The following is a 382-nucleotide window of genomic DNA, read 5'->3' as shown; positions in this document are numbered from 1 at the left end:
CTTCTCTTCCTGCTCGGCGAGCGCCTCGGCGATGACGATGCCGGCGCCCGGATTGTGACCGCCGTCGAGCCAGATGTCGGCGCCCTTCGGCGCCAATTCGGCCAACTTGCCTTGCGCCAGCTTCTGCATGCGGCCGGGCCAGGCGACGCTGGCCATAGCCTTTTCGGCGGCGCGATGGCTGATCTCGAAGCCGGCGGCCTTGATCGCGGCGATCGCCGCGGCCGCATTGGCGAACTGGTGGCGCCCCGGCAGGCGCGGCGGCGGCAGGTCCATCAGCCCGTCCTCGTCCTGGTAGACCATGCGGCCGTTTTCCTCGAAAGCGAGGAAATCCTGGCCATAGACGAAGGTCGGGCAGTCGAGCCGCTCGGCGGTCTCGATCAGC

1 pseudogene is annotated in these 382 nt (G+C 68.8%); it reads right to left on the bottom strand.

Annotation, left to right across the window (positions count from 1 at the left end):
• Positions 1 to 382, bottom strand: a pseudogene (locus tag EOA32_RS38190) (bifunctional folylpolyglutamate synthase/dihydrofolate synthase); the annotation flags it as partial.

The organism is Mesorhizobium sp. M1A.F.Ca.ET.072.01.1.1, from assembly GCF_004023325.1.
In the GTDB taxonomy this organism is placed as follows: domain Bacteria; phylum Pseudomonadota; class Alphaproteobacteria; order Rhizobiales; family Rhizobiaceae; genus Mesorhizobium.
The sequence above is the reverse complement of the archived record's forward strand: the minus strand, read 5'-3'. Positions and strand labels throughout refer to the sequence as shown.